21 protein-coding genes and 2 pseudogenes are annotated in these 23788 nt (G+C 73.4%); 12 read left to right on the top strand and 11 right to left on the bottom strand.

The features are described 5' to 3' along the window. Window positions 1-83: 83 nt before the first annotated feature. The 5 genes from AC0B61_RS23570 to AC0B61_RS23550 all read right to left on the bottom strand — a co-directional run bounded on the left by AC0B61_RS23570 (window position 84) and on the right by AC0B61_RS23550 (window position 4469). Window positions 84-1151, bottom strand: coding sequence for a DUF2637 domain-containing protein (locus AC0B61_RS23570; RefSeq protein WP_471742705.1), 1068 nt, complete (start codon window positions 1149-1151; stop codon window positions 84-86). Between the two features lie 214 nt (window positions 1152-1365). Continuing rightward, window positions 1366-1626, bottom strand: a complete 261-nt coding sequence (locus tag AC0B61_RS23565) for a (2Fe-2S)-binding protein (RefSeq protein WP_471742704.1) — start codon at window positions 1624-1626, stop codon at window positions 1366-1368. Between the two features lie 162 nt (window positions 1627-1788). After that, a complete protein-coding gene (locus tag AC0B61_RS23560) occupies window positions 1789-2631 on the bottom strand; it encodes a hypothetical protein (RefSeq protein ID WP_471742703.1) in 843 nt (280 codons plus the stop codon). 202 nt (window positions 2632-2833) lie between these two features. Further along, window positions 2834-3688 carry a hypothetical protein gene (locus tag AC0B61_RS23555; protein WP_471742702.1) on the bottom strand — a complete coding sequence of 285 codons (855 nt, stop codon included), beginning with the start codon at window positions 3686-3688 and terminating at the stop codon, window positions 2834-2836. Between the two features lie 100 nt (window positions 3689-3788). Beyond that, a complete protein-coding gene (locus AC0B61_RS23550; RefSeq protein ID WP_471742701.1) occupies window positions 3789-4469 on the bottom strand; it encodes a nucleotidyltransferase family protein in 681 nt (226 codons plus the stop codon). Window positions 4470-4598: 129 nt separating this feature from the next. On the opposite strand from AC0B61_RS23550, the gene moaA reads away from it, so the two are divergent. Together moaA and AC0B61_RS23540 are read left to right on the top strand one after the other, a co-directional pair. Continuing rightward, complete coding sequence (moaA, locus tag AC0B61_RS23545) at window positions 4599-5594, top strand: GTP 3',8-cyclase MoaA (protein ID WP_471742700.1); 996 nt, start codon at window positions 4599-4601, stop codon at window positions 5592-5594. A gap of 129 nt (window positions 5595-5723) precedes the next feature. Then, window positions 5724-7289, top strand: coding sequence for an alpha/beta hydrolase (locus tag AC0B61_RS23540; RefSeq protein ID WP_471742699.1), 1566 nt, complete (start codon window positions 5724-5726; stop codon window positions 7287-7289). An 84-nt stretch (window positions 7290-7373) separates the two neighbouring features. Here AC0B61_RS23540 and AC0B61_RS23535 read toward each other — a convergent pair whose 3' ends face one another. Next, window positions 7374-9824, bottom strand: coding sequence for a glycosyltransferase family 39 protein (locus AC0B61_RS23535; RefSeq protein ID WP_471742698.1), 2451 nt, complete (start codon window positions 9822-9824; stop codon window positions 7374-7376). An 87-nt stretch (window positions 9825-9911) separates the two neighbouring features. Further along, window positions 9912-11033 (bottom strand): alpha/beta hydrolase-fold protein, encoded by a 1122-nt coding sequence (locus AC0B61_RS23530; protein WP_471742697.1) that lies wholly within the window; start codon window positions 11031-11033, stop codon window positions 9912-9914. A gap of 165 nt (window positions 11034-11198) precedes the next feature. Between AC0B61_RS23530 and AC0B61_RS23525 the strand changes: the two genes are divergently transcribed. From AC0B61_RS23525 to AC0B61_RS23495, 7 genes and pseudogenes are all read left to right on the top strand, one after another. Then, entirely contained in the window at window positions 11199-12092 is an 894-nt protein-coding gene (locus AC0B61_RS23525; RefSeq protein WP_471742696.1) for a hypothetical protein, read from the top strand. A gap of 117 nt (window positions 12093-12209) precedes the next feature. Then, a pseudogene (locus AC0B61_RS23520) lies at window positions 12210-12935 on the top strand (trypsin-like peptidase domain-containing protein); the annotation flags it as partial. Window positions 12936-13145: 210 nt separating this feature from the next. After that, window positions 13146-13868 (top strand): annotated as a pseudogene (locus AC0B61_RS23515) (Ig domain-containing protein); the annotation flags it as partial. 184 nt (window positions 13869-14052) lie between these two features. After that, complete coding sequence (locus AC0B61_RS23510; protein ID WP_471742695.1) at window positions 14053-14517, top strand: WXG100 family type VII secretion target; 465 nt, start codon at window positions 14053-14055, stop codon at window positions 14515-14517. A gap of 10 nt (window positions 14518-14527) precedes the next feature. Then, window positions 14528-16774, top strand: coding sequence for a hypothetical protein (locus AC0B61_RS23505; RefSeq protein WP_471742694.1), 2247 nt, complete (start codon window positions 14528-14530; stop codon window positions 16772-16774). Then, entirely contained in the window at window positions 16767-17429 is a 663-nt protein-coding gene (locus tag AC0B61_RS23500; protein WP_471742693.1) for a hypothetical protein, read from the top strand. Before AC0B61_RS23505 ends, AC0B61_RS23500 begins: the two co-directional genes overlap by 8 nt. 29 nt (window positions 17430-17458) lie before the next feature. After that, window positions 17459-18124, top strand: a complete 666-nt coding sequence (locus AC0B61_RS23495) for an HAD family hydrolase (RefSeq protein ID WP_471742691.1) — start codon at window positions 17459-17461, stop codon at window positions 18122-18124. Here AC0B61_RS23495 and AC0B61_RS23490 read toward each other — a convergent pair. Next, window positions 18112-18855: an SDR family NAD(P)-dependent oxidoreductase gene (locus AC0B61_RS23490; RefSeq protein ID WP_471742690.1), complete on the bottom strand. Its 744-nt coding sequence runs from the start codon at window positions 18853-18855 to the stop codon at window positions 18112-18114. The two genes, AC0B61_RS23495 and AC0B61_RS23490, sit on opposite strands and share 13 nt — an antisense overlap. A gap of 103 nt (window positions 18856-18958) precedes the next feature. Here AC0B61_RS23490 and AC0B61_RS23485 point away from each other — a divergent pair, with 103 nt between their 5' ends. Together AC0B61_RS23485 and AC0B61_RS23480 are read left to right on the top strand one after the other, a co-directional pair. After that, the gene (locus tag AC0B61_RS23485) at window positions 18959-19813 is read left to right on the top strand and encodes a helix-turn-helix transcriptional regulator (RefSeq protein ID WP_471742689.1); all 855 of its coding nucleotides are present in this window, start codon (window positions 18959-18961) and stop codon (window positions 19811-19813) included. An 85-nt stretch (window positions 19814-19898) separates the two neighbouring features. After that, on the top strand, window positions 19899-20837 hold the full coding sequence (locus tag AC0B61_RS23480) for an aminoglycoside phosphotransferase family protein (RefSeq protein WP_471742688.1): 939 nt from the start codon (window positions 19899-19901) through the stop codon (window positions 20835-20837). On the opposite strand, the gene AC0B61_RS23475 is transcribed toward AC0B61_RS23480, so the two are convergent. After that, a complete protein-coding gene (locus tag AC0B61_RS23475; protein ID WP_471742687.1) occupies window positions 20804-21616 on the bottom strand; it encodes a hypothetical protein in 813 nt (270 codons plus the stop codon). The genes AC0B61_RS23480 and AC0B61_RS23475 overlap by 34 nt on opposite strands. A 122-nt stretch (window positions 21617-21738) precedes the next feature. On the opposite strand from AC0B61_RS23475, the gene AC0B61_RS23470 reads away from it, so the two are divergent. Beyond that, window positions 21739-22041 carry a cupin domain-containing protein gene (locus AC0B61_RS23470; RefSeq protein WP_471742686.1) on the top strand — a complete coding sequence of 101 codons (303 nt, stop codon included), beginning with the start codon at window positions 21739-21741 and terminating at the stop codon, window positions 22039-22041. A gap of 84 nt (window positions 22042-22125) precedes the next feature. Here the strand turns inward: AC0B61_RS23470 and AC0B61_RS23465 are convergent, their stop codons facing one another. After that, window positions 22126-22881, bottom strand: coding sequence for an alpha/beta hydrolase family protein (locus tag AC0B61_RS23465; RefSeq protein WP_471742685.1), 756 nt, complete (start codon window positions 22879-22881; stop codon window positions 22126-22128). A 183-nt stretch (window positions 22882-23064) separates the two neighbouring features. Further along, on the bottom strand, window positions 23065-23760 hold the full coding sequence (locus AC0B61_RS23460; protein ID WP_471742684.1) for an aspartate/glutamate racemase family protein: 696 nt from the start codon (window positions 23758-23760) through the stop codon (window positions 23065-23067). Between the last annotated feature and the right edge of the window lie 28 nt (window positions 23761-23788).

Genomic DNA, 23788 nt, shown 5'->3' with positions numbered 1-23788 from the left:
GGCAGCGAGCCCGGCGAGGACGACCTCCGGAGCCCGCCGCCGAACCGCCCGCCGGCCGAACCAGCCGCTAGCCGAACCAGCCGCTAGCCGAACTGCTGCTCCAAGTCCTTCAGTTTGCGCTCCAGGGAGTCCAGCCGGGGCAGGGTGACGGTGTCCTCCTCCACGGTCAGGTCGATGGTGCGCCGTTCCGGGCGGGCCGGCAGGCCGGGCTGGACGACCTTGCCCTCGGCGGGCCCGACCTCGCGCGGCGCCGGGGCCTGTTCCACCCCGGGCAGCTCGGTCGCGGCGGCCCCTTCGGCCCCGGGCCCGTCGGCTATGGCGGACTCCGAGCCGGACTCCAGCTGCCGGGCGGTGCCGCCCCGGCGCCAGGTGCTGTGGGAGCGGTTGATCGCCCGGATCTCGGCCCGTTCGCGGCGCCCGGCCAGCCTGCGGCGTTCCTTCTCCATGGCGCGCTCCCGCTTGTCGTCGCGGACCTCGTCGACCGCCTCGTCCAGGCTGCGCACGCCCTCCAGGAGCATCAGCGACCAGGCCGCGTAGGTCTCGCGCGGGGCGCGCAGCCAGCGGACGATGCGGATCTGCGGCAGCGGGCGGGGCACCAGGCCCTGCTCGCGCAGCGCTGCCCGTCGGGTCTGCTTGAGCGCCCGATCGAACAGGATCGCCGCCGAGAGGGACATGCCGGAGAAGAACTGCGGGGCGCCGGCGTGGCCGAAGCCGCGCGGGGCGTGCACCCAGTTGAACCAGGCCGAGGCGCTGGCGAAGAGCCAGACCAGCAGCCGGGAGCCGAGCGCCGCGTCGCCGTGGCTGGCCTCGCGGACGGCGAGCACCGAGCAGAACATGGCGGCGCCGTCCAGGCCGAACGGGACGAGGTACTCCCAGCCGCCGGACAGGCCCAGGTTCTGCACGCCGAAGCCGACGAGTCCGTGGAAGGACAGGGCGGCGGCGACACCGGCGCAGCAGAACAGCAGCGTGTACGAGGCGCCGCCGTACAGGGATTCCTTGCGGCGGCGCCGTTCCTCGGAGCGCTCCCAGGAATCCGGTCCGGCGGCGGGGGCGGATCCCCGGTTGCGGAGCAGGGCAATCAGGAGTGCGCTGACCAGCAGCCCCGCCACTGCGGTGACGGCCCACCCGAGCGGTATGTCGGACAATTTCATCGCCGGAATCAGCCTCGCTTTCCTGCGTCGCTTTCCTGCGTCGTGATGGCGGGGACCATCATGGCGGATGCTCGCCCGGGGAATGGCCGATTCGTCGTCAATGCGCTGGGGAGAGGGATTTCTGACTCAGCGACAAACTGATTGTCAGATAAATAAACTGTGGATTGTTCCTGAAATTCCGGGCTTTCCGGATCTGTGATCGCACGGGTTTTCGTCAACGCCGCATGACGCGGGGGCAGCCGCCGCACATGTCATGCGGCTTCACGGTGTACACGAGGCAGCAACGGGCCCGGGCCCGCTCCGTGCCCGAAGCGTCGCCGTCGGCCCCGGGGGCATTCGAAGCGCCGCCGCGGCCGGGCGCCGGGGGTACGAATCCAGCGCCCGGAGCGAAAGGGGCCGGGGCGGGAGCGGGTCCGCCGCCCGCGCTGGGCCTGCCGGGCGCGTGCGCGGGCGCGCCGGGGCTGCTCGCGGTCATGAGCGGCCCCTCGGGTCGACCGGGGCCGCCCGTGACCGCCCGGCCGAGACCGCCGGTGGTGGTGGCGCGGCGGGCGCGGCCGGACCAGGGCGTGGCGGTGCCCGGGGAACGGCAAGCCGACCCGGCCGGGGCGTTGCTCGCCCCAGCCAGGTTGGGCTCGCCTTAGCTGATCGTCCCCAGGGTCTCGCCGGTGATGCGTCCGTCCGGGGGAGGCCCCGGCGCGCGGGCGGCGCCCAGCTGGCGCGCGAGCCAGACCGGCACCCCGCCCAGGGCGTGCACCAGCCGGGCCGCCTCGGCGCGCAGCCGTACGGCCTCGGCCGGTTCGGACACCTCCGCCAGTGCCGCGAGCGCCGGCGCCACCCCCACCGTGAAGCCGAGGTGCTCGCGCAGCCGCAGCGAGGCGTCGAAACCCTCCCGCGCGTGCCCGAGGTCCCCCCGGGACAGCGCCAGCGCGGCCAGGTGGCGCCACGTGTACGAGCGCAGCAGCTCGTCGCCGCGCTCGCCGGCGCCCTCGTGCGCCCGCCGGTAGGCGATCCAGGCGGCGCCGCGGTCGCGCAGCAGGTTCTCGGCGACCAGTCCGCGCCGGAAGTCCAGCAGCGGGCGGCCCGGCGCGTCCGGCGGCAGCAGGGCCGACGTGCGGCCGAGCGCGGCCTGGGCCTCGTCCAGCCGGTCCCGCGGGCCGAGCACGCTCGCCACGTACGCGAGGAAGCCGCGGGCGCAGGCGGCGCCGGCGCGCTGCTCGGTGCCGGCCGCCAGGGCCTCCGCCAGGCGCAGGGCCTGCTCCGCCTGGGTCCAGTGCGCGGCGGTGAACAGGCACTGCTCGATGAGGAGTTCGGCCCGCCCGAGGGCCGCACTCGGGTCGTGCTCGGCGGTCGGGCGCAACAGTTCGGCCGCCTCCTGCCAGCACGCCCGGGACCTCAGCCGCCACACGGTGTCGCCCGGCTCCTCCGCTGCCACCCGCCCCCGCCCGTCGGGGCCGCTCGGGCCCCATCCGTGCTCTGACAACGCCACCTCCTTGTGTGCGCCATCCAGCAGGGCACGGACCTGCCCCCCGGGGCCCTGCCGCCACGCACCGTGCGCATGGCGACGGCAGGGCGAAAGGCCCGCGCTGTGGCGGCAATTCAACACGGGGGCGAGCTTGTGCACCAGATCACGAGCGGAGGTTGTTGCGTTCGGGGCGGAAATGATCTAGAGGGGCGTCCGGCGGTCAGGAGGTCCAGCCGGTCTCCATCAGGGCTTCCGCGGCGCCGTTCGCGGGCTGCGGCACGCCCGCCAGATCCAGGCTGAACAGGGCGACCAGCAGCTGCTCGCCGCGCACGGTGGCCTGGTGCGAATAGCCCGCGAGGGTGAACATCGCGGCGGCCATCTCCTCGGCGTGCAGGGTCTGCAGCCACAGGCACTCGACCGACTTCACATCGGCCGGCTCGGTCCAGGTGTCCACCTGGGCGACCATCCGGCCGCCCAACAGGGTCACTCCGTCGCGTTCCTGGGCCTCCGTCAGCTCCAGGTCGTCGAAGCCGAGCCACTCCAGGTAGCGGGCGGCCGTGAACACCGCGTCCTGCGAGGTGCGCACCGGGTGCGGGCGGAACGGGGTGCGGTGGCGGAACGGGCGGGAGCGGCCCGGCGAGGCGCCCGGCGGCGCGGGCGGCGCGGGCACCGGCGCGCCCATCGGGTGGGCCGGCGAGGGGCGGGAGGCCTGCGGGCCGGGAGTGGCGAGCGGGCCGGCCGTACCGCTGCCCAGCCGGGTGGCGCGGTCCACCGGCAGCCGGACGGTGGCGCCGCAGTTGCAGGTGAACTCGGGCTGCGGCCACTGGTCGGAACGGCCGCAGTGCGGGCAGCGCATGCTCAGCCAGGAGTCCTCCCAGGAGCGGAAGCGCACCTGCACCGGCACCCCGCCGCGCAGCAGCGGCACCTTGAGCGAGGCGCCGCAGGGACAGGGCAGCGAGGGCGGTTCGTACAGGTGCTCGCGGCGGCAGGCGGGGCAGCGGATCGCCCGGGCGCCACCGCCTGCCCCCGGCCGCGTGGGGTCGTGTCCGGTGAAGTCGTCGGGCAGTCCGGCCATCGCGGGCTCCGTCCGTCGGTGTCGGGTGGAATGGGACGATTCCCATGCTCCCCGAAATGTCCGGCGCTGGCCGCGGAATGGGGCAATCCTCAGGGACGGATCAGGGGCCCCCGCCCGTCCGGGGTGAGGGTGCCCTCCCTCCCGGGGAGGAGGGCCGGCCGGCGCACCAGCGGGCCAGGTCGGCGGGGGTGTCGAGGTCGTCCGGGACGGCGACGTCGGCGCACTCGACCAGGACGACCTCCGCCGCGTGCGCCGCCAGCAGGGCGCGGGCGCCGGCGTCCCCCGAGGCGCCCGCCGCCGCCTCGGCGAGGTGCCGGGCGCCGATCAGCACCGGGTGGCCGCGCCGCCCGCCGTAGGCCGCCGCGGCCAGCTCCGCACCCGCCCGGTGCGCGGCCAGCAGCCGGGCCACCGCGGCCGGGGTGACGCCCGGGGTGTCCACCAGCATCACCAGCACGGCCGAGGCGCCCGGTGGCAGGGCGGCCAGGCCGGCCCGCAGCGAGGAGCCCATGCCGCCGGCCCAGTCCGGGTTGTCCACCAGGCGGCAGCCCGGCAGGTGCGCCGTGGCCCGCACCCGCTCGCCCGCCGCGCCCAGCACCACCGTGACGTCCGCGCAGCCGCCGGCCCGGACCACCGCCGCCGCGTGCTCCACCAGCGGCCGGCCCCCGTACCGGATCAGGGCCTTGGGCCGCCCGCCGAGGCGCCGCCCGCCCCCGGCGGCGAGGACCAGGGCGGCGACCGGGCTCGGCCCGCCGGGTGTCGGCGCGATCGGGGGACTCTGCATGGGCCCAGCCTGCCGGTACCGGGCCGGGTCGCGCATTGTGTGAACGCACAGGCGGAAGCCGCAGGCGGCGGACGTTCCCCGGCGGTTCGGCCGCTGGCCCTGCGGGCGGCCGCCGCCTGTACTGGGGCGATGAACACCGCACCGCGCCCGCTGGTGGACCGCTTCGGCCGGGTCCACACCGATCTGCGGGTCTCGCTGACCGACCGCTGCAACCTGCGCTGCACGTACTGCATGCCGGCGGAGGGGCTGGACTGGCTGCCCCGGGACGGGGTGCTGAGCGACGACGAGGTGGTGCGGCTGGTGCGGATCGCCGTCGAGCGGCTGGGGGTCGCGTCGGTACGGCTGACGGGCGGCGAGCCGCTGCTGCGGCGGGGGCTGGCGGGGCTGGTCGCACGGCTGGCCGCGCTCGGGGTCGACCTGTCGCTGACCACCAACGGGATCGGCCTGGCGCGTACGGCCGTCGGGCTGCGCGAGGCCGGGCTGGGGCGGGTGAACGTCAGCCTGGACACGCTGCGGCCCGAACGCTTCGCGGCGATCACCCGGCGGGACCGGCTGGCCGACGTGCTGGCCGGGCTGGCGGCGGTGAAGGCGGCCGGGCTGGGGCCGGTGAAGGTGAACGCGGTGCCGGTGCGGGGGACGAACGAGGACGAGATCGTCCCGCTGACCGAGTTCGCGGTGGAGCACGGGTACCGGATGCGGTTCATCGAGTCCATGCCGCTGGACGCGCAGGGTGCGTGGGACCGGGCGGCGATGGTGACGGCGCAGGAGATCCTGGCCGCGCTGGGGGAGCGGTTCGACCTGGTGCCGGCCGGGCGGCACGGCAGCGCGCCCGCCGAGGAGTGGCGGATCGCCGGGACGGACGCGGTGGTCGGGGTGATCGCCTCCGTGACGCGGCCGTTCTGCGGGGGCTGCGACCGGGTCCGGCTCACGGCCGACGGGCAGCTGCGCAACTGCCTGTTCGCGACGGAGGAGTCGGACCTGCGGGCGCTGCTGCGCGGCGGGGCGGACGACGCGGCGGTCGAGGCGGCCTGGCGGGCGTCCGTGGCGGGCAAGGGGCCCGGACACGCCATCGGCAGCGCGGAGTTCGTCCGGCCCGACCGCCCGATGTCCGCCATCGGCGGCTGACGAAACGTTACGTCCAGGCGGCGCAAGGGCGGGCGCGATGTGCCCCGGGCCGGGGCCGGATGGTATTCGTGGGCGGTGGCCCCGATGATCCCCCGGTTTCCCCGGTCCCGCCGGTCCCCCCGGCACGCCTTGCCCGCCCTGCCCGTCCCGCCCGCGCTCGCCGCAGCCCTCGCCCTGGCTCTCGCCTTCGCCGGACTGAGCGGCTGCACGGCGCCGGGCGGCAGCCGACCGGGCAGCCGCCCCCCGCTAGACGAACGGGTCGCCGCCACCGCCGCCCCGGCCCTGCGCGCGCTCTACGACCAGCGGATCGACTGGCACGCCTGCCCCGACGAGGGCGGCACCGGCCCGGACGGCACCGCCGTCCGGTGCGCCACCCTCCAGGTCCCGCTGGACTACGCCGACCCCGGCGGCCCCACCGTCGGCGTCGCCCTCGCCCGGGTGCCCGCCGCCGACCCGCACCGGCGCATCGGCGCCCTCCTGCTCAACCCCGGCGGCCCCGGCAACTCCGGCGTCAGCATGGTCCGTTGGGGCTGGAAGAACTACCAGGGACCGCTGCGCGACCACTACGACCTGGTCGGCTTCGACCCGCGCGGCGCCGGCGACACCACCCCCGTCCACTGCCTGGACGACCCCGCCCGCGACCAGTGGAACAGCACCGACGACCCCGCCTACGACCACGGCCGGACCCTCGCCGACGCCTGCCGGGCACACCACGCCGACCTGCTCCCGCACCTCGGCACCCGCGACACCGCCCGCGACCTCGACGTCCTGCGCGGCGCCCTCGGCGAACGCAGACTCGACTTCCTCGGCTCCTCCTACGGCACCCACCTCGGCGCGCTCTACGCCGAGGAGTTCCCCGACCGCACCGGCCGGCTGGTCCTCGACGGCGCCGTCGAACACGGCGTCGACCCGATGCGGCTCGGCATCGAACAGGCCGCCGCCACCGAAGCCGGATTCCGGGCCTTCGCCGCCGCCTGCGCCACCGACCAGCGGGACGACTGCCCGCTCGGCACCGACCCGGCCGCCGCCCCGCGCCGCCTCGCCGACCTCCTCGACGGGCTGCGCGACCACCCGCTGCGCACCGCCGACGGCCGGACCCTCACCGCCGCCCTCGGCTGGGCCGCCGCCCTCGACGTGCTCGACGACGGCCACCGCTCCTGGCCCCGGCTGCGCGACGCCCTCGGATCCGCCGTCACCCGGGGCGACGCCCACGACCTGCTCGCGCTCGCCGACGGCGCCGACGGCCGCCGCGAGGACGGCAGTTACGCGACCCCGGCCGACGCCTACGCCGCCATCTCCTGCGCCGACGCCGCGCAGACGCCCACCGACGCGGACCTGCGCACAGCCCTCGCCGACCTCGCCGCCCAGGCCCCGCTGACCAGCCGGCACGCCCCGCTGACCACCCTGCTCGACCCGGACTGCCGCAGCTGGCCGTACCGTTCGCCCGAACACCCGCACCCCGTCCGGGCGCCCGGCAGCGCCCCGATCCTGGTGATCGGCTCCACCGGCGACCCGGTCACCCCGCACCCGTGGGCGCAGCGGCTGGCGGCCGGGCTGGAGCACGGCGTGCTGCTCACCCGGGAGGGCGACGGGCACACCGCCTACGACAAGAGCGGCTGCGTCCGCGACGCGGTGGCCGCCTACCTGGTGGAGGGCAGGCTGCCTGCGGCGGGGACGTACTGCCCGTCCGACTGAGGCCGTCCGACTGAGGCCGGGCGGTGGGGGTACGGCCGTGGGGGCGTGCCGCGCGAACGCGGCACGCCCCCACCGGGGTTGCGGTCAGGACGCCGGGGAGACCGGAGCCGTCAGGTCGTAGAAGGTGGCCGAGCCGACCGTTCTCGCGGTGAAGTGGCTGGTCACCCAGGACTCGATCTGGGTGTTCTCCGACTCCTGCCTGCCGTCGGCACCCTCGACGCCGCCCGCGCCCGCGCCCCCGCCGCCGAAGCCGCCTCGGGAACCGCCGGCGACGAACCAGTGGACCTTGCCCTCCTGGACGTACTTCTGGAAGCCCGCCAGGCTCAGCGAGGGGTCGGTGCCGTTGAAGCCGCCGAGGGCCATCACCGGTTCGCCGGTGGCGAGTTGGTAGCTGGCGGCGTTCTGCGAGCCGACGGTGGCGGCCGCCCAGGTGTAGTGGCCGGCGTTCTCCCTGAGCAGGGCGGCCGCCTCGTCGCTCACCTTGGTGCCGCCGAGGAGGCCGCCCATGCCTCCACCACCGGGGCCACCGGTACCACCGGGGGCCGTGCCCTCCGGATCCGTCGTGCTGGGGGCGTTGGTGCTGCCGTCGGTGCCGCTGCCGCGCTCCTGGCGTCCGTTCGCGCGGTCCGAGCCCGAGCCGCCCGGGAAGCCGGGGGCCCCGCCGGCGAAGCCCTGCCGACCGCCCTGGCCGCCCTGGCCGCCTTGACCACCCTGGCTGCCGGGGAAGCCGCCCTGGCCGCCCTGCCCGAACCAGCGGCCGTTGCCGTTGCCGCCGCCCCTGCCGCCCGTGCCGCCCGGGAAGCCCCTCGCGCCCTTGCGCCCGCCGCCGCCCGGCCCGAACGCGCCCTGCACGGCCGGTCCGGCGGTCACGATCGAGCCGGTGTGCGCCGTTCCGACGGTGTCCACCGCGTACGCCGCCGGACCGCCGAGCGCCGCCGCCAGGCCCACCAGACCCGCCACCGAGGCGATCCGCGCCCCGGCCCGGCCCGAGGAGCGCCCGGCGACCTGCCCGCCGACCAGCGCGGCCGCCGCCGCCAGCCCGCCGACCAGCACCGCCCAGCGCAGCCACGGCAGGAAGTCCGAGCTACGGCCGAGCAGGACGAACGCCCACCCCGCCGTCACCGCGAGCGTGCCGGCCAGCACCAGCGCCCAGGGCAGCCGGTGCCGCGCCCGCCACAGCCCGTCCACGCCCATGCCGACCAGCGCCGCGACCGCCGGGGCCAGTGCCACCGTGTAGTACTGGTGGAAGATCCCGGACATGAAGCTGAAGACCAGCGCCGTGGAGACCAGCCAGCCGCCCCAGACCAGGAACGCCGCGCGGGCGGTGTCGGGCCGGGCGTAGCGGCGGGTCGCCCAGAGGCCGACCAGCAGCAGGATCAGCGCGGCCGGCAGCAGCCAGGCGATCTGCCCGCCGATGTCGGTGCCGAACATCCGGGTCAGGCCGGTCTGGCCCCACCCGCGCCCGGTGCCGCCGCGCATCGCGCCGCCCGGCAGGTCGAGCCCGGCCGGGAGCCGACCGCCGCCGCCCACACTGCCGCGCTCGTTGCCGTCCACCCGGCCCAGGCCGTTGTAGCCGAAGGTGAGCGAGAGGAAGCTGTTGTCCTGCGAGCCGCCGACGTACGGGCGGGCCGAGGCGGGCAGCAGCTCGACGACCGCGACCCACCAGCCGCCCGAGACCACCAGCGCCACGCCCGCGAGCAGGGTCTGCCGCACCCGCCGCCAGAAGCCCGTGGGTGCCACCACCAGGTAGACCACCGCGAAGGCGGGCAGGACCAGGAAGGCCGCCAGGGTCTTGGTGAGGAAGGCGAAGCCGAACATCGCCCCGGTGAACAGCAGCCACCGGGTGTTCGCCGACTCGACCGCGCGCACCATCCCGTACGCGGCCAGCGTCAGCAGCAGCACCAGCAGCGCGTCCGGGTTGTTGAAGCGGAACATCAGCGCCGCCACCGGGGTGAGCGCCAGCGCCGCGCCCGCCAACAGGCCGCCGAGCGCGGAGAAACGGCGGCGCACCGTCGCGTACAGCACGCCGACGGTGGCCGCGCCCATCAGCGCCTGCGGAGCCAGCACCGACCAGGAGGAGAGGCCGAAGACCCGTGCCGAGAGCGCCATCGGCCACAGCGAGGCCGGGGGCTTGTCGACGGTGATGAAGTTCCCGGCGTCGGAGGAGCCGAAGAAGAAGGCCTTCCAGCTCTGGGTGCCGGCCTGCACGGCGGCCGAGTAGAAGGCGTTGGCCCAGCCGGACGCGCTCAGACCCCACAGGTAGAGGACGGCCGTCGCGGCCAGCAGCGCCAGCAGGGCCGGGCGCACCCAGCGCGGGTCGTCCGCCCGCCCGCGCCAGGTGCGGGCGGGGAGGCTGCGCAGTCGGCCGGGCCAGGAGGCGGGGCCCTTGGGGCCGACTGGCGGCAGCGGCTGCTCGGGGAAGAGCGGCGCCGGATCCGGCCGGGCGGGGGCCGGCTGCGGCACCTCCGGCGGCGGGTGGTTCGCGGCCTCGGGCCACGGGTCGCCGGCCGGACGGGAGTAGCTGCTCGTGGTCATGCGCCATACGGTGCGTGGCGTGGCTGAGAGAACCGTGAGACGGGGCTGTGAGGCGAGTGTGATCTGCCCGCCTGCCGGACTGCCGTCCTATGCGGCGGCGGGCATGGTGAGGTGCTTGCCCAGCCACTCCAGCGCCGGGGGGATCTCCCGGGTCCAGGTGTGGAAGTTGTGGCCGGCCGTGTCCAGCGTGATGGTGGACATCTTGGTGGGGGACTTGAAGGCCCCGACCATGGCCTTCGTCTCGTCGTAGTTGTTCTCGTCGTTGGCGGTGGTCAGCAGCAGCGAGACCGGGGCGGGCGGCTGGTTCTTCAGCCGCCACAGCAGGTCGTTCTCCTGCTTGAGCTTGTCGCTGCCGCCGAACAGGTCGCCGGTGGTCTCGTCGCGGGCCGCGCTGTAGTAGCCGGAGAGGGCGATCGCCGCAGGGTAGGAGTCGGGCTTGCGCAGTGCGAACTTGAGCGCGCAGTAGCCGCCGGTGGAGTTGCCGATCACGGCCCGGTTGGCCGGATCGGTGCCGATCCGGTAGGTGGTGGCGAGGGCCTTGGGCAGGTCGCTGGTGAAGAAGGTCTCCACCTGGGGGCCGTTCGGCACGTCGACGCACTCGGTGTCCCGGTTGCCGACGAGGGTGGGACGGGCCATCACCAGGACGGTCGGCGGCAGCTTCTTCTGCTCGATCGCGTCGAGCGTCGACGCCGGGTACTTCATCAGCGAGATCAGCTTCTCCGGGGTGCCCGGGTAGCCGGTGAGCACCAGGGCCATCGGGAAGCGCTGCCTGGTGTAGTCCGGCTGGAAGTACTGCGGCGGCAGGTAGACGTACGCCTCGGTGCTCAGACCGCTGCCGGCCCCTTTGACGTCGACCTTCTGGATCAGCCCCGAGCGCTCCGGGTCCGAGCCCTGGGAGGAGTAGAACTTCTGCTCGCCGGTGACGGACACGCCGGAGGCGTTGGGCGTGTGGTCGACCACCGTGCCGAGCCCGCCGCTGGTGCCGAGCAGGTCGGTCCAGGAGCTGTAGAAGCCGAAGTAGCTGTTGGCGATCAGGCCCATCGCGACCAGCACCGACACCTGGGTGGCCAGGAACGCGCCGATCCGGCCCAGCCAGGACTTCCAGCCCCTCCCGCCGAACCGCGGCCAGAGCCACATGGTGACGACGAAGACCGCGATCGCGATGACCGAGGTGATGATCTGGAGGGGGAGTCCGGTGAGGCTGAGCACGTGCCCGATCGTAGTTGACCCTGACGGGCGGCCCGGGGCGGGCCCTTCGGGTGATCGTTCGAAAGCTGTTGACCGGGGTGGTTCGTGGTCGGCACTATGTCGCCCGCATGTGCACGGCGTGTGCGCACGGTTTCATCGGGGTGGGTTGTGAAGTTCTCGGGGTCCATGGGCAGGTCCGTTCTGGCCGTCGGCGCGGCGCTGCTGCTTGCGGCGTGTTCGGGCGGGGGCGGGGGCGGGGGTGGTGCGGCACCGGGTGCGACGCCGAGGGCCACCGTGACGCCGTTCGGTACGGCCCTCGACCAGGCCCTCGAGCCGGTCCGAACGGCGTTCGGCAAGGCGACCTCGGCCAAGAGCGCGTACGACCTCCAAACCGCGCTCGCCGGCCTGGCGTCCGACGCCAACCGGGCCGCGCAGAACCTGAACGCCGCCACCGCGCCCTCCGGCAGCGAGCCGGCGCGGGCCGACCTGGCGACCGCCCTGACCACCCTCGCCACGGACACCGAGGCCGTCCGAGCTGACATCACGACGCACAAGGTCTGTGCCGCCGGCGCCGGCCTGGCCCGGTTCGGAGCGGGTCAGGGAGTGGCGGGAGTCTCGGCGGCACTCACCAAGCTGACGGCGGCCGGCTACCGGACCGCCTTCGCCGTCCCGCAACTGCCCAAGCCGCTGGCACAGCCGCGGACCCTGGCGAACGGCACCGTGGTCCGCGCGGGCGGGAAGGGCGGCAAGGGCGCGCTGAAGGTCGACAACAACAGCCGAGCGGACGCGGTTCTCACGATCGCCGCGAACGGCACGGCGGTGGCCTCGGTGTACGTGGCCAAGGGCCAGCAGGCCGTCATCGAGGGGATCTCGGACGGTTCGTACGACCTCTACTTCACCGGTGGGGTGGACTGGGACTCCGATGCCAAGCAGTTCACACAGGGCTGTGCGTTCGCCAAGTTCACGGACGCGCGCGACTTCACGTCGGACCGGGGAGTGGCGGTCTCCCTGTTCGGGGAGGACGGCAACATCAACCCCGCTGCCGAGTGGGTGCTCGACAACTCGGCTGTCCAGCCATAGCGTTCATCGGCTCCGCCCGTAACGGGCATATCGGGACGGGGGGTTGCCGCAGGGTGGCACAACAGGTCATGGGGAGTGGCGAGTTCGGCCAGAACGGTTGACCCGCTTGAAGTGGCCATGGCACTTTCGTGCGGCGCGGGCGTCGGCGACCAGTCGTACACCCCGCGATCCCCCACAAGGAGAGCCATGTTCAAGAGACTTGTCGCGATGGCCGGCACGGGTGCCGTCGTCGCGGGCGGGCTGGCCTTCGCGGCCGTCCCCGCGCACGCCTCGGCGTCCACTGCCCCCGCCGCTCCCGCTGCCCCCGCCGTGCAGGCGGCCGACCTGACGTCGACCATCGCCCTCGACGACTGCTCGGCCTCGCTGGTCCGGTACCCCGCCTCGGTGGCCGGCGACCGGGCCATGATGCTCACCAACGGGCACTGCCTGCCCAGCATGCCCCCGGCCGGCCAGGTCATCCAGAACGTCAGCGCCAGCCGCAGCGGCACCCTCCTGGACGGCGCCGGCAACAGCCTCGGCACCGTCCAGGCCGACAAGGTGATCTACGCGACGATGACCGGCACCGACGTCGCGCTCTACCAACTCACCGACACCTACGGCTCGATCACCTCCAAGTACGGCGCCACCGCACTGACGATCAACGACGCGCACCCCACCGACGGCGCCTCGATGTACATACCCTCGTCGTACTGGAAGCAGGTCTGGAACTGCGCTGTCAACGGGTTCGTGCCCACCCTGCGCGAGGACCAGTGGAGCTGGCACGACTCGCTGCGCTACAGCTCCGGCTGCAACACCACGCACGGCACCTCCGGCTCGCCGATCATCGACTCCGCCAGCGGGCGGATCGTCGGCATCAACAACACCGGTAACGACGACGGCGCGATGTGCACCCTCAACAACCCGTGCGAGGTGGCCGCCGACGGCACCACCAAGGCCGTCAAGGGCCAGAGCTACGGCGAGGAGACCTACTGGTTCACCACCTGCCTGAACTCCAGCCGGGCCATCGACCTCAACGTGGCCGGCTGCCTGCTCACCAAGCCGGCCGGGAGCGGCGCCGTCTCGGTGACCAGCCCCGGTGACCAGTCCACGGCGGTCGGCACCGCCGTCAGCCTGCAGATCGGCGCCTCGGGCGGGACCGCTCCGCTGTCGTACTCGGCGGCGGGTCTGCCGGCCGGTCTGGCGATCAACGCGTCGACGGGTGCGATCACGGGTACGCCGACCGCGGCGGGTACGTCCAACGTGACGGTGACGGTGAAGGACTCGGCGGGCAAGTCGGGGACGGCCAGCTTCACCTGGACGGTGACCACCGGTGGTGGCGGCGGCTGCACGCCGGCGCAGCTGCTGGGCAACGCGGGCTTCGAGACCGGTTCGGCGGCGCCGTGGACGGCGAGCTCCGGCGTGGTCGACAACAGCTCGGGCCAGGCCGCGCACGGCGGTTCGTGGAAGGCGTGGATGAACGGCTACGGCTCCGCGCACACCGACTCGCTGTCGCAGACGGTGAGCATCCCGGCGGGCTGCAAGGCGACGCTGAGCTTCTGGCTGCACATCGACACCGCGGAGACCGGCACCACCGCGTACGACAAGCTGACCGTGTCGGTCAACGGCACCACGCTGAAGACCTACTCCAACGCGGACGCCGCGGCGGGCTACCAGCAGCGGACCTTCGACCTGTCGGCCTACGCGGGCCAGACGGTCACCGTGAAGTTCAACGGCGTCGAGGACTCCTCGCTGCAGACGAGCTTCGTGATCGACGACACCTCGATCCAGACCAGCTGACGCTCAGTCGGTAGTGGAGGGCCCGGCGGCACCGCCGGGCCCTTCCGGCTTGGCGTCGGCTATGCGCTCAGATTTCGCTCAAATTTTTTCCGCAACAACGACCAATGGATAGGCTGCTGTCCATTGGGTCGAACGAATGGACGGCCCATCGGCGGGGGTTGCACGGTTTTGGGGGCGGGGACGAGTGACTGATCTGGATTTCGAACGCAAGATAAATCCGTGGCTCTTCGACAGTTCCGGGAACCTGACGGAAGCGGCGAAGAATCAGTTCCCGGACCTCGCCGCCGCCGCGGCTGGTACGGCGGCCCCGGGGTGGACGCCGCCACCGGTGGTCATGGCGGCCCCCGGCGGACCGACGATGAAGGTGAGCCCGGAGGCTCTGCGCAAGGCGGGGAGCAACGCGGGCACCCTGCACACCGACTTCGACAACGCCACCAAGGACGTGTGGAAGGACCTCCAGGGCAGCCTCCAGGGCATGTCCAAGAACTGGGCGATCGTGGGGGCGATCCAGGCCGCGCACGAGATATGGGAAGCGCAGGCGCGGTCGACCAGCCAGGCGATAGCGGACATCTCCACCGGTCTGATCAGCAACGCCGACCAGTACGCGCGCGCCGACCAGGTGAACGCCCAGAATTTGAACGCGAACTGAGGCCGGCGACATGAGTACCTACTCCGACCTGCGCCAGGAGACGTTCAAGGGCATCGAGACCCTGGCCTCGGCCTTCGAGTCGCTGACGCGCGACTGGAAACTCTCCTCCGAGTTCACCGGCGACATCCTCACGCCACTCCAGGGATCGAACTGGCGGGGCGACGCGGCCGAGCGAGCCGCCGCCACCATCACCAAGACCCGCAACGAGCTCGACGCGGCCTTCGAGGAGGCCAGCGCGATCGGCAAGGCCCTGCGGGACGCACACACCGAACTCGCCGCCGCCCGGGCGGACCTGGACGCCGCGTTGAAAAGGGCCGCCGACAACTCCCTGACGGTGGACGCGGACGGCGTCAACATCAGCTGGCCCGCGCCGACGAGCGACTCCGACAAGCACGACCCGACCTACGCCACCACCTACAAGGCCCTGGCCCAGTCGGTGGGCCAGGACATCGCGAAGGCCGTGGCCCGCGCGCAGGCGGCCGACACCGCGGCCGCCGCGGCGCTCGGCGGCGCCACCGGGAAGAGCACGACCGCGTTCCAGCCGTCGAGGGGCCCGGAGGAGCAGGGCGAGAAGGCGGCTGACCTCCTCAAGCTGGCCGGGAACCTCTCCGACGCCCAACTCGACGAGCTCAACAAGACCCTGAAAGCCAACGCCAACAACCCCCAGTTCACCACCGCCTTCTACGGACGGCTCGGACCGGACGGCTTCCTCAAGTACTACGGCCAGCTGGCCGTCGCCTCGGCGGACAAGGGCAACCGCTCGACCGCCATCGCCGACCTCCAGAAGAACCTCGGCACGGCACTGGCCACCGCCACCGACACTCACAACTTCCCCCACCTGTCCGACGCGTGGGACGCGGGCCTGCGCCGGGCCGGGGCCACTCGGGTGGAGATTCTGCCGGGCGGCAACAATCGGGCCAGCGGCAGCGTCCAGCCGTACGGCTACCAGATTCTGGCGAACATCCTGCGGACCGGAAAGTACGACCCGCACTTCCTCAACCCGGTCGCCGAACACGTGACGCAGCTCAGTGAGATGCCCGGCTTCTGGACGTCGACGCCGTGGCTCCACAGTGACTTGGACCAGATGAAACTGCTGGGCTACGTGCAGGGTGCCCAGGCGGGCGGCTTCAACCCGATGACGGGCGTGCTGGACGCGCTCGCGCACAATCCCGAGGCGGCGACACAGTTCTTCCACGATCCGAAGACGGAGTACAACCTCGACGGGTCGGTCAAGGCCTTCAACCAGAACAACGACTACCTCAGGGCGCTGACCGCGGGAGGCGACCGCTCGCCGCTCCAGGACATCTGGAAGGGGAACGACTACTTCGCCGGCGGCCACGCGGAGTCGCCCGAGGTGATGGCCCTGGGCCACGCGCTGGAGGCGGCCACCACAGGGCGCTCCTACGACGCACCTCAGGGCACCCCCCTGCCGCCGCACACGCCGGAGATGGCGCAGGTGATGCAGCAGGTGGTCGATCGCTTCGGGAGCGACGACGGCCCCAAGCTGCTCCGCAAGGGAGCCGACTTCGGGGGCCTGGCGCCCAGCTTGGGCCATCTGACCGCGGCCTACATGGGTGACGTGCACGTGGCGCTGAATCCGGAGGACAGCGCGCTGACGACCTACGGCGAGCCGGCGAAGCTCAACCAGGGGAATACGGAGAAGCTGTTGGGGGCCTTGGGCCGCAACCCCGACGCGTTCGGTGCCATCGCCCAGGCTCAGCAGGCCTATACGACGGCGCGAATCCAGGACGTGATGCTGCACCGGGACACCTACGGTCCCGAGTTCGACCTGGCCGTGACCAACGCGGCGCACTCCGGCGGTGAGGTGGCCGGTTATCTCACCGCGGGCCGGACCGCCGGGTTGGTGGACGAGATGCAGGGCCAGGCCAAGGCGTACAACGACTCCATCAGCCAGAACGCCATGTGGGGGAAAGCGGTCTGGGCCGCGACCGGCGGCAGGGTGGCTGGGGACCTTCCCATCGTCGGCAAGGGCATGTCACTGCCGGTGAACTACCTCATCGACCAGATGGCGTCGAGCTACTACATCGACCCGAACACCGCGGATCCGGCCACGAGTGCGGACGACGCGGGCTTCAACGCGGCTGCCGCTTCCGCCAAGAAGACGGTGGAACAGGCCGCGCAGGGAACAGGGCTGAATCCGGAGCGGATCCGGGCGCTGGCCACGGGGGCAGCGAAGGGCGTGCTGACCGGCGGTACCTACGCCGCGGACCGCTTCGGCAGGGCCGCCAATGGCTGAGGGCAAGCGGCGCCGGCGGCGGTGGCTCGCCGCCGGGGTCGCGGGGGTGGTGCTCGCCGGGGCCGGGTTCGGGTGGTGGTGGCGGTCGGCTCACGCACCGGCGGAGCTGTCGACCAGTGCCTGCTGGTCGGTGCTCACACGGGACGACCTCGCGCCGCTGGCGGACGAGCTGCCCAGGACGTTCGCCGAGCACTACCTGAGCGGCCATGGGGAACGCCTTCGCCCGGGCATCGAGGACCAGAGGTGCAATCTCCACCAGAACCCGGAGAAGTCCCTGGTGCTGGTCGACGTGCAGTTGATGGACGAGTCCACCATGAACTACACCGACGGCGCAGGCTCGGAGCTGAACCTCCCGGGGCAGAGTCGGCTCGACTTCGGTGCGGACGTGCAGGGGTGGAGCGGGCCGTACTTCGCGGATCTCGGGTTCCGGTGCGACAACCCGGAGAACACGCGCATGGGCCGGCCGTACGTGCACGTCGTGATCAGCACGGGCGGTCCCGAGGGGCCGAGGTCGGAGAAGCTTCACCGGGCGGCCCTCGACTTCGCGCTGAAGTACGCCAAGGCCGTCGTGGCGGACTTCCCGTGCTCGAACCCGGTGCGGCTGCCGGACAGCGTCCCGGAGTCCGCGACGAACTTCCCGCCGCCGGGCCCCTGACCGGGTCGGGGCCGCCCTATGCTGTCCGGATGATCAAGCCGATAGAGCTGGTGATATTCGACTGCGACGGCGTGCTGGTGGACAGTGAGGTGATCGCCGTCCGGGTGCTCGTGCGGCTGGGGGAGGAGTACGGCTGGCCGCTGACCGGGGCCGAGGCGATCGAGCGGTTCGTCGGACGGTCGGAGGCGGTCAACAACGCGCTGGTCGCCGACCGGTTGGGGGCGGACGTGGCGGCGGTGTGGGGCAAGCGCTTCCATGAGCTGCACGCCGAGGCCGTGGACGCCGGGCTGACGCCGGTGGACGGCCTGCCGGAGGCGCTGGACGCTCTGGAGGCGATCGCGCTGCCCACGTGCGTGGCGTCCAGCGGCACGCACGAGAAGATGCGCCACACCCTCGGCCGGACCGGGCTGTACGGCCGGTTCGAGGGCCGGATCTTCAGCGCGACCGAGGTCGGGCGCGGCAAGCCCGCGCCCGACCTCTTCCTGCACGCCGCCCGGTCCATGGGCGTCGATCCGGCGGCCTGCGTCGTCGTCGAGGACAGCGAGCCGGGGGTGCGGGCCGCCCGCGCCGCCGGGATGCGCGCGCTCGGCTACGCGGGCGGCGTCACGGCGGCGGAGCGGCTGGCCGGGCCGGGCACGGTCGTCTTCGACGACATGCGCGAACTGCCCGGGCTCCTGGCCGTTCACCAGGGGTAGGTGCCGCCCTCCGGGTGGAAGAACTGGCCGCTGCGCCCCGCCCCGGCCTCCCCGAGCTGGCGGGCGATCCGGCGGCCGCCCTCCTCCGACGTGGCAGGGCCGCTGTGGTCGTTGAGGTCGGTCGCGCAGTAGCCCGGTTCCAGCGAAGCGACCTTGATGCCGGATCCGCGCAGTGTCCGGGCGTAGACCAGGGTGACGGCGTTCAGCGCGGCCTTGGAGGAGTTGTAGGCGAGCAGCGTCGCGTGCTCCCAGATGGGGTTGTCCGGGTCGGCCAGGAAAGAGAAGCTGCCGAGGCCGCTGGAGACGTTGCCGATCAGCCCGGCCGGGGACTTGCGCAGCAGCGGCAGCATGGCGTTGGTGACGGCGACGACGCCGAACACGTTCGTCTCGTAGGTCTCGCGCACCGCCTCGACCGGCAGCTCCTCCGGGGCGCGCCGCCAGTCCCGGGCGACGCCCGCGTTGTTCACCAGGGTGTCCAGCCGGCCGTACTCGGCGGCGATCAGCTCGGCCGCGGCGGCGATCGTGGCGGAGTCGGTCACGTCCAGGCGGACGGCGCGGACGTCCAGGCCCTCGGCGGTGAGCCCGGCGGCGGCCGCGGCGCCGCGCTCCGGGTCGCGGGCGCCGATCAGGACGGTGTGCCCGGCGCGGGCGAGTTCACCGGCGGTGGCGAGGCCGATGCCCCTGTTGGCGCCGGTGATCAGGACGATGCGGTTCTTCGCTGTGGTGGTCATGCCTCCACCGTGGCGGGGCCGGGGCGCGGGTGGGAGAGCACTGTCGAGGGTGGTACCGGCAGTCCCATGGTGGTTGGGGCGGTGGCCGGGCCAGACTGGGGGCGTGGAACACGTTGATCGGGCGGAGCTGGCCGCCTTCCTGCGGCGCTGGCGCGCCCGGATCCAGCCGGCCGACGTCGGCCTGCCGGCCGGCGGGCGGCGCCGCACCCCGGGCCTGCGCCGCCAGGAGGTCGCGCAGCTCGCGGGGATGTCGGTCGAGTACTACATCCGCCTCGAACAGGGCCGGGGCCCGCGGCCGTCCCGCCAGATGATCGGGGCGATCAGCCGGGCGCTGCGGCTGTCCGACGACGAACGCGCCCACCTGCACCACCTGGTCGGGGAGCCGCCGCTGCCGCCGCCCGGCCTGGCCCGCGAGGTGCGGCCGGGCGTCCTGCACCTGCTCGACCGGCTGGACGACACCCCGGCCATGGTCTGCAGCGCTGCCCGGGACGTGCTCGCCTGGAACGCCATGGCGGCCGCGCTGCTCGGCGACTTCTCCGCCCTGCCGCCCGGCGAGCGCAACCTGATCTGGAGGTTCTTCACCGACCCGGACGCCCACGCCCTCCACGACCCCGCGGGCGTCGAGGACTTCGCCTGCCTCGCGGTCGCCGACCTGCGGTCCGCCGCCGCCCGCTATCCCGCCGACAGCGCCCTGCGCGCCCTCGTCGGGCGGCTGCTCGCGCACAGTGCCGAGTTCCGGGAGCTGTGGGCGCGGCAGGACGTGGAGGTGCGCCGTTCGACCAGCAAGCGGATCCTCCACCCGGTGGTCGGCCCGCTCGACCTCGACTGCGAGGCGCTGCACGACCCGCACCGCGACCAGTGGACGATCTTCTACACCGCCGCCCCCGGCACGCCCTCGCACGCGGCGCTGCGGCTGCTGAAGGTGGTGGGCAGCCAGGACCTCGCGGTGCGGCAGTGAACGGCCGTCGTCCGTGCTCCTGGCCGCCGTAGCGGCAGGCCGATCCCGTTGCGTGCCCGGCTGGTGGCTGGCAGGGTCGGGAGCCATGTCCTCCTCCCGCAAGATGCACGCCGACGAACTCGACATCGACGACGCCCTCGTCCGCCGGATGGTCGCCGCGCAGTTCCCGCAGTGGGCGGGGCTGCCGGTCGAGGAGACGGCGACAGCCGGGACCGGCAACGCGATGTACCGGCTCGGCGCGGACCTGGTGGTGCGCATCCCCCGGATTCCGGGAGCCGTCGAGGACATCGAGAAGGAACGCGCCTGGCTGCCGCGCCTCGCCGCGGAACTCCCGGTCGCGGTGCCCGTCCCGCTGGCCCAGGGCAGGCCGGGAGGCGGCTGCCCATGGCCCTGGTCGGTGCTCCGCTGGCTCGACGGCGCGAACCCGGTGGTCGGGCGAGTGGCCCAACCGGCCCTGCTGGCAGTCGACTTGGCGGCCTTCGTGACCGCCCTGCACCTGGTGGACCCGGCCGGCGGCCCCGCCTCCTTCCGTAGCGAGCCCCTGCCGGAGCGGGACGGCTCGGTCAGGGCGGCGATCGCGGGGCTGGCGGACGTCATCGACACCGCGGCCGCGACCTCCGCCTGGGAGCACGCGCTCCGGGCCCCCGGCCACTCCGGCCCGCCGGTCTGGATCCACGCCGACCTGCAGCCCGGCAACCTGCTGGTGGACGGGCGCGGCCGGCTGAGCGCCGTCATCGACTTCGGCTGCGCGGGCCTCGGTGACCCGGCGGTGGACCTGATCGCCGCCTGGTACCTGCTCCCGGCGCCCGTCCGCGCCGCCTTCCGGACGGGTGCCGGCGCCGACGAAGCCGCCTGGGCCCGCGGCCGGGGCTGGGCGCTGTCCGTGGCCCTGCTGGAGCTGGACTACTACCGGGAGACCAACCCCCGGATGGCGGGCATCGCCCGGTACGTGATCGGCGAGGTGCTGGCCGATCGCGCCTCCCTGGCCGGTCACGCCTCCGCAGCAGGCAGCCGCCACTCGTAGGGGAACAGTTCGTCCTCCCAGCCGGGCGAGCCGGCGAGTTCGGCGGCCGCCCGCGGGGTGCGCAGGAGGCAGCGGTGACGCAGCAGTTCGCGTCGCTCGGCGGGGGTGAGCAGGTGTTCGTCGGGGGTCAGGTCCTGGTAGTGGCCGAGGTCGGGGCGGCCGTCGACCGAGCCGTCCTCGGCGACGTTGAGGTGGTCGCCGCCGGGGGTGCGGTAGTCGAGGCGGAAGTCCGTCCGCCACTGGGAGTTGCCGCCCCAGCCGTGGGACAGGTCGTGCGTGGGCCGGTCGGGGCGGCGGAACGTCCAGTAGAGCGGGAAGCGGTCCGCCACCCCGTGCTCGGCGTGCGCGGCGCCGGCCCGGATCCGTACCCCGGCGCGGCTGAAGAGCAGTTCGCCCAGCATCAGTCCGGGCCGGCGGACGGCCAGGACCTCGATCGGCGCCTGCGGGTCGTCGGCCTGCTCGACCTCGACGATCTCGTGCAGGAAGGGGTCGAAGGGCGCGGCGTCCTCGAACGGCGTCATGCCGAGGGCGACGAAGAGGCGCAGGCGGCAAGGGAGTTCCGGTTCGGGCAGGAGCACGTCGCTGACGCGGCCGAGGGCGTAGAGCTCCTGGAGCAGGTCCTGGCCGTCCTCGTCGCCCCACCAGTGGTGGTGGGTCGAGGCGGTCCGGAGCCGCTCGCGGTAGTCGTCGGCTCCGGCCCGGTCGAGCCAGGGGCCGATGGCGTCCTCGGAGGGGCCGTCGGTGTCGAGCAGGGCCTCGTACAGTGCGCGCGCGTTCACCCCGAGGATCCTGGCAGGTTTTACGAAACGGTCAACCAACGTCCGGTCCGTCCCGGGTAGCGTCCCTGCCCATGAGCTTGGTCCATGCGGTTGATGCGGTTGATGCGGTTGATGTGATCGATGTGATCGATGTGAATGAGCGGGCGGCGGGGCTGCCCGAGGCCTGGCGCTCCCAGGTGCTGGGGCGGGTCGGGACGGCGGCGGTGAAGGTGCTGCGGATGGACGGGCGGGAGCTGGCGTCGGAGGTGCACGGCACGGCCGAGGTGCTGTTCGTCGCCGAGGGATGCCTCGAACTGCTGCTGGACGGTGTGGAGTCGACCGTACGGACCGGCGGGCTGTGTGTCGTGCCGGCGGGTGTGCGGCACGCCGTCCGGGCGGGCAGCCGGGGGACGTTGCTGATCGTGGAGGTGCCGGAGGAGGGGTGACCGCTTCGATCGAGGCGGCGGCCCCCTCGCCGCCCTCGGCGCCCGGCCGGGGAGGCCGGGCACCGGGTGCGGCAGGTCAGCAGGTCAGCCGGTCGGCTGCCCGAGGTGGCGGGCGAAGAAGCGGGCGGCGCTGTCGGCCTCGAAGCGGGGGAACTCCTTGTGCGTGCCCGAGTTCACGTGCAGTGACTTCTCCTTCGAGGCGAAGGCGTCGAAGAGCGCGAGACCGGCCTCGCGCGGGATGTGCTCGTCGTCCCACTGCAGGGCGAACTCGACCGGGATGGTGATCCGCTTCGCCTGCTCGGCGAGGGCGTCGGGCCAGTGCTGGCCGAAGACCGCGGCCGTGATCCGGGGTTCGGCTGCCACGAAGGGGATGCCGATCGCGGTGCCCAGGTTGATGCCCCAGTAGCCGACGGGGCCGTCGGCGCCGATCTCGGGGAGCTGCTGGAGGGCGTCCAGGGCGGCGTGGTACTCGGGTGCGGCGAGCTTCGCCAGGTGGTCGTTGTAGCGGACGATGATCGGGCCTTCCGGCTCGCCGGCCGCCCTGGCCCGGAACATGTCGGCGATCTCGGCCTCGTCGTGTGCCGTGCGCGGCCGGTCGCCGTGGCCGGGTGCGTCGAGGACGGCGACGTGGAAGCCGTGGCCGTTGACGAGGAGCCGGGCGCGGCCCGACATCGCGGGGTGCTTCTTGTGGTTGCCGCCGCCGTGGCCCAGGAGGACCAGGGGTGCGCGGTCGGCGCCGGTGGTCGGCGACCAGAGGACTCCGGGGACGTCGCCCAGGGTGAAGTCGCGTTCGCGCAGGCCGGCGGAGGACGAATCGGAGGTGAACTGGAGGGAGTGCATGGCGGGTTGCCTTTCGGGAGCGGAATGTCGGGCGCTCCCGGCGACGACCGTGTCAGTCGCCGACCGTGACGGAGAGGGGGAGCGCCCACGTCGGTACTGCCTTCACGGGTCTCACCTCCTCTGACGGTGTCTCGGTCCGGGGAGATCGTGCAGCCTGGGCGCCTCTCCGGGCAAGTCCTTTTCTCAGTGGTCGGCCAGGGCGGCGACGACGGCGGCCTCGGCGTGGAGCCGGGCGGTGGGGAAGACGGGGACCGGGCTGTCGTCCGGCCGGACCAGCAGTTCGATCTCGGTGCAGCCGAGCACGATGCCCTGGGCTCCTGCCGCGACCAGGTCCCCGATGACCTGCCGGTACGCCTCCCGGGACTGCTCCCGGACGACGCCGACGCACAGTTCCTCGTAGATCACCCGGTGGACCAGGGCGCGCGAATCGGCCTCGGGGACGAGGACGTCGAGGCCGCCGGAGGCCAACCGGCCGCGGTAGAAGTCCTGTTCCATGGTGAACGCCGTGCCGAGCAGCCCGATCCGGCGCAGTCCCGCCGCCCGGACGGCGTCCGCGGTGGCGTCGGCGAGGTGGAGCAGGGGGACGGAGACCGCCGTCTCCACGTGGCCGGCGACCTTGTGCATGGTGTTGGTGCAGAGCACGAGGAGTTCCGCGCCCGCCGCCTCCAGTGACCGGGCGGCGCCGGCCAGGATCCTCCCGGCGTCCTCCCACTGCCCGGCGGCCTGGAGCTGCTCGATCTCGGCGAAGTCGACCGAGTACAGCACGAGTCGTGCGGAGTGCAGCCCGCCGAGGCGGTCGCGGGTGAGTTCGTTGATCAGGCGGTAGTACTCGGCGGTGGATTCCCAGCTCATGCCGCCGATGAGGCCGATGGTCTTCATGGGTCATTTATAAGGCGAACTCGAAAAA

The organism is Kitasatospora sp. NPDC023385 (assembly GCF_055664045.1).
Note: the sequence above shows the minus strand (reverse complement) of the source record. Positions and strands in the feature narration are given on the sequence as shown.

What these genes read in the sequence shown, in the direction of transcription:
- AC0B61_RS23565 (WP_471742704.1), bottom strand. Translation starts at nt 1,626, where the DNA reads ATGACCGCGAGCAGCCCCGGCGCGCCCGCGCACGCGCCCGGCAGGCCC.
- AC0B61_RS23555 (WP_471742702.1), bottom strand. Translation starts at nt 3,688, where the DNA reads ATGGCCGGACTGCCCGACGACTTCACCGGACACGACCCCACGCGGCCG.
- AC0B61_RS23480 (WP_471742688.1), top strand. Translation starts at nt 19,899, where the DNA reads ATGTCCTCCTCCCGCAAGATGCACGCCGACGAACTCGACATCGACGAC.
- AC0B61_RS23505 (WP_471742694.1), top strand. Translation starts at nt 14,528, where the DNA reads ATGAGTACCTACTCCGACCTGCGCCAGGAGACGTTCAAGGGCATCGAG.
- AC0B61_RS23490 (WP_471742690.1), bottom strand. Translation starts at nt 18,855, where the DNA reads ATGACCACCACAGCGAAGAACCGCATCGTCCTGATCACCGGCGCCAAC.
- AC0B61_RS23465 (WP_471742685.1), bottom strand. Translation starts at nt 22,881, where the DNA reads ATGCACTCCCTCCAGTTCACCTCCGATTCGTCCTCCGCCGGCCTGCGC.
- AC0B61_RS23535 (WP_471742698.1), bottom strand. Translation starts at nt 9,824, where the DNA reads ATGACCACGAGCAGCTACTCCCGTCCGGCCGGCGACCCGTGGCCCGAG.
- AC0B61_RS23525 (WP_471742696.1), top strand. Translation starts at nt 11,199, where the DNA reads ATGGGCAGGTCCGTTCTGGCCGTCGGCGCGGCGCTGCTGCTTGCGGCG.
- AC0B61_RS23550 (WP_471742701.1), bottom strand. Translation starts at nt 4,469, where the DNA reads ATGCAGAGTCCCCCGATCGCGCCGACACCCGGCGGGCCGAGCCCGGTC.
- AC0B61_RS23460 (WP_471742684.1), bottom strand. Translation starts at nt 23,760, where the DNA reads ATGAAGACCATCGGCCTCATCGGCGGCATGAGCTGGGAATCCACCGCC.
- AC0B61_RS23495 (WP_471742691.1), top strand. Translation starts at nt 17,459, where the DNA reads ATGATCAAGCCGATAGAGCTGGTGATATTCGACTGCGACGGCGTGCTG.
- AC0B61_RS23570 (WP_471742705.1), bottom strand. Translation starts at nt 1,151, where the DNA reads ATGAAATTGTCCGACATACCGCTCGGGTGGGCCGTCACCGCAGTGGCG.
- AC0B61_RS23500 (WP_471742693.1), top strand. Translation starts at nt 16,767, where the DNA reads ATGGCTGAGGGCAAGCGGCGCCGGCGGCGGTGGCTCGCCGCCGGGGTC.
- moaA (WP_471742700.1), top strand. Translation starts at nt 4,599, where the DNA reads ATGAACACCGCACCGCGCCCGCTGGTGGACCGCTTCGGCCGGGTCCAC.